General features: G+C 59.4%; 8 protein-coding genes. 3 read left to right on the forward strand and 5 right to left on the reverse strand.

The features are described from left to right. Nucleotides 1-924 (reverse strand): ArsR/SmtB family transcription factor (locus WBF74_RS00835; RefSeq protein ID WP_424433885.1); only part of this gene is annotated, 924 nt, incomplete at its 3' end. A 318-nt stretch (nt 925-1,242) separates the two neighbouring features. Here WBF74_RS00835 and WBF74_RS00840 point away from each other — a divergent pair. From WBF74_RS00840 to WBF74_RS00850, 3 genes are all read left to right on the forward strand, one after another. Then, nucleotides 1,243-2,064: an MlaA family lipoprotein gene (locus WBF74_RS00840; RefSeq protein WP_424433887.1), complete on the forward strand. Its 822-nt coding sequence runs from the start codon at nt 1,243-1,245 to the stop codon at nt 2,062-2,064. A 67-nt stretch (nt 2,065-2,131) separates the two neighbouring features. Continuing rightward, entirely contained in the window at nt 2,132-2,803 is a 672-nt protein-coding gene (locus WBF74_RS00845; RefSeq protein WP_424433889.1) for an MlaC/ttg2D family ABC transporter substrate-binding protein, read from the forward strand. A 148-nt stretch (nt 2,804-2,951) separates the two neighbouring features. Then, the gene (locus tag WBF74_RS00850; protein ID WP_424433891.1) at nt 2,952-3,524 is read left to right on the forward strand and encodes a PAS domain-containing protein; all 573 of its coding nucleotides are present in this window, start codon (nt 2,952-2,954) and stop codon (nt 3,522-3,524) included. Nucleotides 3,525-3,548: 24 nt separating this feature from the next. On the opposite strand, the gene WBF74_RS00855 is transcribed toward WBF74_RS00850, so the two are convergent. The 4 genes from WBF74_RS00855 to WBF74_RS00870 all read right to left on the reverse strand — a co-directional run bounded on the left by WBF74_RS00855 (nt 3,549) and on the right by WBF74_RS00870 (nt 7,940). After that, entirely contained in the window at nt 3,549-5,177 is a 1,629-nt protein-coding gene (locus WBF74_RS00855) for an ATP-binding protein (protein ID WP_424433893.1), read from the reverse strand. Between the two features lie 188 nt (nt 5,178-5,365). Then, nucleotides 5,366-7,021 (reverse strand): energy-dependent translational throttle protein EttA, encoded by a 1,656-nt coding sequence (gene ettA / locus WBF74_RS00860; protein ID WP_424433895.1) that lies wholly within the window; start codon nt 7,019-7,021, stop codon nt 5,366-5,368. Between the two features lie 92 nt (nt 7,022-7,113). Next, complete coding sequence (locus WBF74_RS00865) at nt 7,114-7,602, reverse strand: SRPBCC family protein (protein ID WP_424433897.1); 489 nt, start codon at nt 7,600-7,602, stop codon at nt 7,114-7,116. After that, complete coding sequence (locus WBF74_RS00870) at nt 7,599-7,940, reverse strand: ArsR/SmtB family transcription factor (protein WP_424433899.1); 342 nt, start codon at nt 7,938-7,940, stop codon at nt 7,599-7,601. Before WBF74_RS00870 ends, WBF74_RS00865 begins: the two co-directional genes overlap by 4 nt. Nucleotides 7,941-8,115 lie beyond the last annotated feature (175 nt).

An 8,115-nucleotide genomic window follows, 5' to 3' on the forward strand; every position in this document is an offset into this window, starting at 1 on the left:
GATCAGCACTGTCAGCTTGGCATCCTCGCCGCCCTCGGGCGGCAGGGTCGTGATCTGGTGGACTTTCAACCCCGCTTCGGTGAGCCAGCCGGTGACTTCGCTTTCAGCAAAGCCAAGGCGCCGATGGGCATGGCTCTCGCGGAGAAAATCGAGTTCATGGGGGGCAAAATCGGCAATCAGCAGCCGCCCGCCCGGCTTGAGCACCCGCGCGGCTTCCGCAATGGATGCGGCCGGATCGTCGAGATAATGCAGCACCATATGCAGCGTCACCAGATCGGCGCTCTCATCCTGCAGCGGCAGATCATAGAGATCGCCCTGCCGGACGGAACAATGCTGCAACTCCGGACGGTCAAGCTGAGCACGGGCAAGCGCCAGCATTTCCGAACTGAGGTCTATGCCGATGCCACCCTTGGCGCGGCTTCCGAAAAGTTCCAGCATCCGTCCGGTGCCGGTACCGAGATCAACGACGAAATCGAGTTCCCCCCGCGGCGCACCAAGCGTCACCATGGCCTGCTCGACCTTGGCTTCGGGCACATAAAGCGAGCGGATACGGTTCCATTGCTCCGCATTGGCCCGGAAATAGGCCGCCGCCTTCTCCGCCCGCGCCGACCTGACGGCTTCAAGTCGTTCAAGATCGCGCGCAATCACGAGGTCTTCCTGCGGAATAAGCCCGCTCAATACGGCGGCAAGCTCCCCGACCTGGCCGGTCCCGGCCAGGCGATAGAAAACCCAGCTTCCCTCGCGGAAGCGTTCCAGCAGGCCTGCCTCGCAGAGCAGCTTCAGATGACGGCTCACGCGCGGCTGGCTCTGCCGCAGAATCTGGGTCAACTCGGTCACTGTCAGCTCTCCGCGCGCCAGAAGCGCAAGCAGACGAAGCCGGGTCGGCTCCCCCGCTGCTCTCAGACCTGCCAGTAGTTGCTCCATCGGATTCCACTCCGCCAAATTAGCGAGAACGATATAAACATATCTTTATGTCTTTCCAAATGCTTTTTTCCCGCCGTCGGTAACTGCCATATTTTCGCAACAGAAGTCCGATTCCCCCCGCGCTGTGCCCTTGACGCGCTGGTTAACGGACACCGCCTATGCTAGCTAGATGGACCGCGCGGGAGCGGGAATCGGCGGAAAACAACCCGTTTTCTGCCCGTTCATCAGGTTTTAATTCGCACGCGAAATGCTCGCGGCGAGGGGCTGGCTGTTTGTGGATGCGATACAGCCCCAAGACAATCATTCGGGTAGGGCCCTATGAAGTTTTCGTTCGGGAACGGCAAGGCTGCGAGACGCTTCGGATGCGTCGCGCTGCTGGCACTGGCTGCGCTCATGGCGGCACCAGCACAATTCGCCCATGCACAGGATACGGCGGCAGAAACGGACCCGGAGAACGATCCGCTGGAGCCGATGAACCGCTACTTCTTCGAGTTGAACCGCTTCTTCGACACCATTCTGCTGAAGCCGGTCGCGACCTGGTATGACGGCGTGGTGCCGGAACAGGGCCGGGACGGCATCCGCAACTTCCTCGACAATCTGCGCAGCCCCGTCATTCTGGCGAACGACCTGCTTCAGGGCGAATGGGACCGCGCGGGTACCACGGCAAGCCGCTTCGGCATCAACACCACGGTTGGCGTGCTCGGCCTCTTCGACCCCGCCGCCGGCTGGGGTATGCCCAAGCACAGCGAAGATTTCGGCCAGACTCTCGCCGTGCATGGCACGCCGGAAGGCCCCTATATCTTCCTGCCGGTGCTTGGCCCCGCCCCGCCCCGCGACATGACCGGCTTCGTCGTTGACCAGTTCTTCGACCCGCTGACTTATATCTATTGGGACCGGGCCAAGACCGTTCCGGTCACACGCTTCGTCGTGAACGGCATCGACCAGCGCGCCCGCAGCCTCGATACGCTGGACCAGATCGAGCGCACGTCGGTCGATCACTACGCCACGGTTCGCAATCTCTATCGCCAGATCCGCAAGAACGAGATTGCGAATGGGCAGCGCGATTTCGACGATCTGCCCGATATCGAAAACCTCAATTTCGACACAAACGAACCAAACAGTCCCGGTATGCGTTTCTGATCCGCGACAGGCGGACTGTACAGGTTTCGCCTGAGACGGACCTCAATATCGGTAGGAGACAATCAATATGGCGATAGCAATGGCGAGCCGACTGACCGGCTTCTCCAGATGGGCGCTTGCTGCGCCGCTGATGCTCTGCCTTTCGCTCATGGCTCTGCCCGCAAGCGCATCGACCGACGAAGCAAAGGCCTTTGTGGAAACGGTCTCGGAGAAGGCCATCGCGATCATCAGCGACAAGACGGCCGACAAGGCGAAGCGGGAAAGCGATTTCCGTGCGCTTCTTGCCGAAAATGCCGATATGGACCGCATTGCCGCTTTCGCGCTGGGCCAGTATCTGCGCACACCGACTGACGCACAGCGCGAGCAGTATCGCGAACTTGTCGAAACCTTCATCGTGAAGGTCTATGTGACGCGGCTCACCGATTATAATGACGAGAAGCTGAGCATCCTCGGCGCGCGGGAGCGTGGCGAGAACCAGGCCATCGTGCAGAGCGAGATCCGCTTTACGAATGGCCGCGAGCCGGTTTCCGTTGACTGGTGGCTCATCAAGAAAGACGGCGGCTACAAGATTTTCGACGTGAATGTCGTCGGCGTCTGGCTCGCGCAGGAACAGCGCTCCGCTTTCACCAGCGTGATCCGCAACAATGGCGGCAATTTCGACGCGCTGCTCGCACATCTCAGCACGCAGATCGGCAAGGCTGAAGCGGGCGAATTGCCGGACGTCGCCTCCGCAAACTGATCGCAGTAACAATCCAGATTGAGAACGGCGTGCTTGCAGGGCACGCCGTTTTTTCATGCGCGCTCATGCCGCCCGATGTTCAGAACAAGTTAACGCATCGGACACACAATCCATTCACCTAGTTGTGTGCATGAGAAGAGACTTTGCCGTGCCTGCCAGCTCCCTTCAGAAAGATGTTCTGCCAACACAGACGCGTTCGGCCCGCTCTGAAAGAAGCCTCGCCTTTGAGGCAGCCTGGCTCAAACTTCCGAGATCCGGCCTCATCCCTGACAAGGCCGACTTCCGTCCCGAGCGCCTCGCCCCGTTTCTGAATGACATCTATCTGCTGGAGCTGAGCGACAATCCCTCGGCGCGGCTGCATGTCCGGCTTGCAGGCGCAACGCTGCGCGAGAGACTGGGAGTGGATCTCCGCGGCCAAAACTACGCGGACTTCGTGCCGAGCGAGCATCGCGAGCAATCGGGCCTCTCAATGCGCCTCATGTTTGGTCCCGTGCCCTGCGGGCGCTGGGTGCGCAAGGAGATCGTGCATACGGACGGCTATCGCGAGCCGATCGAACTGACGCAATTTCCGATGACAGACCATTCCACCGGCATGCGCCTCGTATTGGGCATAGCGACTGGCTTCGGTGACAGTTTCGCCCATGAGCCGGAAGGCGAGTTCACCATCGAGAACCGCGACACCGAAGAATTCATCGATATAGGCGCAGGCGTGCCGCGCTAGGCCGCCAGCCGCCGCGCGGCAGCGTCAGGTTCCGACCTGCTTCAGATCAGGGAACGCCGCGACGGGTGACGGTGCGCGGCCATATCTGACTTCGAGAACCCGACCAAGCTCCCCGACCAGATCACGGTGATCAATCGGTTTACCGACATAGCCATCTGCGCCCATTTCGTCATACCGCGTATTGTTCGGCCCGAGCGAATCCGCCGTGAGCGCAATGACGGGAACATTGCGGATGGCCTGCACCTCATGCGCACGGATGTGGCGGAGCGTTTCCCGTCCGTCCATGACAGGCATATGCATGTCGAGCAGAACAAGATCGAAGGGTTTTGTCTGAAGCCAGCGAATGGCTTCCTCCCCGTTCTCCGCTTCAACAATGGTAATGCCAAGCGGCTCAAGGAAAAGGCGTGCAACCTTCCGGTTAAGCGCATGATCATCGACGAGAAGCATATGAAGTCCCTGCGCCCAGCGCACGGCCCCCACCTGATCCACATCTTCATGTGTGGCTGCGAAATCGGCGCGCTGCCCTTTCTCCGCGCGGAAAGACAGAATGAAGACGGAGCCTTGCCCCTCTTCGCTTTCCACCGATATGTCACCACCCATGAGCTGTGCGAGCTTGCGGCTGATCGAAAGCCCGAGCCCCGTGCCACCGAAACGACGAGACGTGGAGGAATCCGCTTGCGTGAAGGGCGCGAACAGCTTTTTCACGGTCTCCGCGCTCATACCGATGCCTGTATCGCGCACGCGGATAGCCACGTTGAACACATCGTCTTCCAGCGGTTCCACCGTGACGGAAAGCGAGACGCTGCCCTTTTCCGTGAACTTGATGGCGTTGGAAACGAGGTTCGACACGCACTGGCGAACACGGACAGGATCGAAGCGCAGGAAGGTTTCTGACGTAGGATCAATCGAAAGGGAGAGCCACAAGCCCTTCTCCTTCGCGCGCGGCGCCCAGAGTTTCTCCAGCCGATGCAACAAATGAGAAAGATCATTGTCGATCGGCGAGATGTCGAACTTGCCGGCCTCGATCTTCGAGAGATCGAGAACGTCGTTCAGGATCGCCATCAGTGTCTTGCCGGAATCGAGAATTGTCTCAAGCTGGTCGCGCTGCTCTTCCGTCAGTTCGGAAGTCGCCATGAGCTGCGCCATGCCGAGAATGCCGTTGAGCGGTGTGCGGATTTCATGGCTGATATTGGCAAGGAACGCGGACTTCGCCTCATTCGCCGCTTCGGCTTCCTTGCGCGCCTTTTTAAGTTCCCTCTCACGCTCCCGCAGCGCCGTGATGTCGGCCCCGACAGCAACAGAACCGCCGCCGGAGAGCTTGGTCTCGACGACCTGCATGATGGTGCCGTTGGGCGTCATCACTTCAACAGGCTCGCCCCGCTCCAGCGCGGAGACGATACCATTGGCAATCTTCAGGCTCTCTTCATATCCGACACCGGGCAGCAGCGCCTCAACACCCTGGCGCGTCGCCTCGAGGTAATTTGCCCCCGCCCGAAGCGCGGCATTGGTGAACGGAAAATCCCGCTCATTCTGGTCATTCGACAGCAGAATCTCATGATCAGGGCCGAAGATGACAACCCCGCCCGGAAGCTTGTTCACCGCTTCCTGGATGATGGCAGCCATCTCCTCGCTGTATTTGTTCACATTAGCCATGCAGTGCTTTTTCGTTCCGCTGCCTGCAATCCCCCCGGCACCGGACGCCCTCCTCCGCTTCCTCAGGGGAAAATCTAGGTTCTCGGGCTTAACGTCTCGTGAACAGCACAAAAAAACGCAGGGGAAAGCTGCATCGGCACGGAGGGCAACAAAAAAGGGAGAGAAGTCCGCTTCTCTCCCTTTTCCGGCTAGCGGCTGAACCGCTTGTATTTGATCCGATGCGGGATTTCCGCCTCAGGCCCGAGGCGGCGCTTCTTGTCCTCCTCGTAATCCTGATAGTTGCCTTCAAACCACTCCACATGGCTGTTGCCTTCAAAGGCAAGCATATGGGTGGCGATACGGTCCAGGAACCAGCGATCATGGGAGATGACCACGGCGCATCCGGCAAAATTGACGAGCGCATCTTCGAGCGCACGCAGCGTTTCAACGTCAAGATCGTTGGTCGGTTCGTCAAGCAGCAACAGGTTAGCGCCGGATTTCAGCATCTTGGCGAGATGAACACGGTTGCGCTCACCACCTGAAAGCAGGCCGACCTTTTTCTGCTGGTCCGACCCCTTGAAGTTGAACGATCCCACATAGGCGCGGCTCGGCATGGTCATCTTGCCAAGCTCCACAATGTCCGTGCCGCCAGATATTTCTTCCCAGACGGTCTTGTTCGGATCGAGCGTGTCGCGGCTCTGATCGACATAGCCCATCACCACGGTCTCGCCGATTTTCAGCGTGCCGCTATCTGGCTTTTCCTGACCGGTGAGCATTCGGAAGAGAGTGGTCTTGCCCGCACCGTTCGGCCCGATCACACCGACAATGCCGCCCGGAGGCAGCTTGAAGGAAAGATTGTCGATCAGCAGACGATCACCAAAGCCCTTGGAGATGCTGTCGGCCTCATAGACGTTGCCACCAAGACGCGGCCCCGGCGGAATGACGATCTGGGCCTTGCCTTCCTGCTGCTTGCCTGCCTCGGCAAGAAGGTCCTCATAGGCATTGATACGCGCCTTGGACTTTGCCTGACGCGCCTTAGGGCTTTGCCTGATCCATTCAAGTTCGCGGGCAAGTGTGCGCTGCTTGGCTTCTTCCTGACGGCCTTCCTGCTCCAGCCGCTTCTCTTTCTGCTCAAGCCAGGTCGAGTAATTTCCCTCATAGGGAATGCCCGAACCACGATCGAGTTCAAGAATCCACCCCGTCACATTGTCGAGGAAGTAGCGGTCATGGGTGACCATGACCACAGTGCCCGCATATTCCTTGAGGTAGTTCTGCAGCCAGGCAATCGATTCCGCATCCAGATGGTTGGTCGGTTCGTCGAGCAACAACAGGTCCGGCGAAGCGAGCAGCAGGCGGCAGAGCGCAACGCGGCGCTTTTCACCACCAGAAAGCTTTGTCACATCGGCATCGCCTTCAGGGCAGCGCAACGCATCCATTGCCATCTCGACCTGCGCATCAAGGTCCCAGAGGTTCTGCGCGTCGATAATGTCCTGCAGCTTCGCCATCTCCTCGGCCGTCTCGTCCGAGTAGTTCATGGCGAGTTCGTTATAGCGATCAACCAGCGCCTTCTTCTCGGCAGCGCCTTCCATCACATTGCCAAAGACATCCTTCGATGGATCGAGTTCCGGCTCCTGCGGCAGATAGCCGACCTTCACCCCTTCGGCTGCCCATGCCTCGCCGGTAAACTCCTTGTCCACCCCTGCCATGATGCGCAGAAGCGTCGACTTGCCGGCGCCGTTCAGGCCGACCACACCGATTTTCACGCCCGGCAGGAAAGAAAGACGAATGTCCTTCAGAACCTGCTTGCCGCCCGGATAGGTCTTGGACAGGCGGTCCATCACATAGACATACTGATAGGAAGCCATGAGGCACGTATTCCCTTGGGATCGTTAACGGATTGGCGATCCTTCTACTCAATCGGCGCGTGGGGAGCAAATGGCGGCAGTGGCGGTCTGCGCTACATCGTCTTTGCGTGGGCGACGAGCTGCTCCAGCGACGCGCCCCAGCCGTCCTGAAACCCCATTTCCTCATGGCGCTTTGCCGCTGCCTCATCAGGGTGCTGGGCGATGGCTGTATATTTCGTTCCCTGCCCCTGCGGTTCCAGGATGATCCAGGCCGTAAAGAAAAGATCATGCACCCGGCTCACATTCGGGCGGTAGTCTGGCCCGAGCGCAGACGTCCAGACGAGCCTGCGCTCCGGCACCACATCCAGATAGCAGCCCGACCCGCCCTCCATCGTCTCTCCTTCGGGGGAGCGCATGACGGTGTAGAACTCGCCGCCCGGCCGGAGATCGATCCGGCAATCAACCGTTTGCCACGGCTTCGGCGTGAACCATTTCATGAGATGCTCCGGCTCAGTCCATGCACGCCAGACAAGGCGGGGGGAAACATCCACGACGCGCTCCAGCACGAGGTCCAGCTTCGGGTTGATTTTCGGCTTGCTCATCGTTCCTCCTCCTTCATGTTCAAAAGATAATCGTCGAGTTGATCGAGCCGCGTTTCCCAGAGCAAACGCTGCTCATCCAGCCATGTCTCCACCGCTTTCAGAGATTGCGGCTGCAACTTGTAAATACGAAGACGGCCCTCCTTGCGGGACGTGACGAGGGCGCATTTCTCGAGAACGGCGAGGTGCTGCATGAAAGAAGGCAGCGCCATCCTGAATGGCCGCGCCAGTTCCCCCACCGGCGCCGGGCCACGCCCGAGCCGCTGCACCACCGCCCGGCGCGTCGGATCGCCAAGCGCATGGAAAAGCTGATCGAGCGTCGCCTGCCGTTGGTTAGTCATATGCCTAAGTATCAGCGCAGAGACACTTAGGTCAACACCTTAGTTTTGATCTTATGCCGAAACAGGCACTCCCGTTTAATCCACGCCCTTTTTCATGAGGCTTTATCCGAACCGGAGGCAGCGAGCATGAAAGGGCGAATGGCGACCTGGAGAACAGTTCTCCTCGGCACAGCGC

Source organism: Parvibaculum sp. (assembly GCF_049672805.1).
In the GTDB taxonomy this organism is placed as follows: Bacteria; Pseudomonadota; Alphaproteobacteria; order Parvibaculales; family Parvibaculaceae; genus Parvibaculum.